At 81.4% G+C, this 404-nt stretch carries 1 protein-coding gene; it reads right to left on the bottom strand.

What is annotated here, in order from left to right:
- Positions 1 to 139: 139 nt before the first annotated feature.
- Positions 140 to 404: rhodanese-like domain-containing protein (locus J1M64_RS18360; protein ID WP_206475131.1), on the bottom strand; the 265-nt coding region annotated here is incomplete at its 5' end.

Below are 404 nucleotides of genomic sequence, written 5' to 3'. Positions count from 1 at the left end.
GGGATGTCGACCAGGGCGCGCACCGGCTCGCGCAGCACGCGGCCGAGCGCGAGCGCGACCGGCAGCGTCTCCGTCGGCAGCGCGCGCACGCGTGCGAGCACGGTCGCGAGCTGCGCCTCGACCTCGATCGGCGCGCCGGTCACGCCCGGGCGCCCTGCCGCCGGGCGTCCCACGCGAGCATCCCGCCCGCGAGCACCGCGGCGTCGACGCCCACCGCCTGCGGCGCCGCGGCGGCGGCGTGCGCGCGCGGGCCCGTGCGGCACACGACGACCGTCTGCTCGCCGTCGCCGGCGGCCGCGCGCGGGTCGGCGAGCAGCGCGGCGAGCGGCAGGTGCTGCGCGCCGGGGATCATGCCCGCTGCCACCTCGTCATGCTCGCGCACGTCGAGCACGCGCGCCCCGGCC

Origin of the sequence: Dietzia sp. KRD202 (genome assembly GCF_017168155.1) — a bacterium.
In the GTDB taxonomy this organism is placed as follows: Bacteria; Actinomycetota; Actinomycetes; order Mycobacteriales; family Mycobacteriaceae; genus Dietzia; species Dietzia kunjamensis.
Note: the sequence above shows the minus strand (reverse complement) of the source record. Positions and strands in the feature narration are given on the sequence as shown.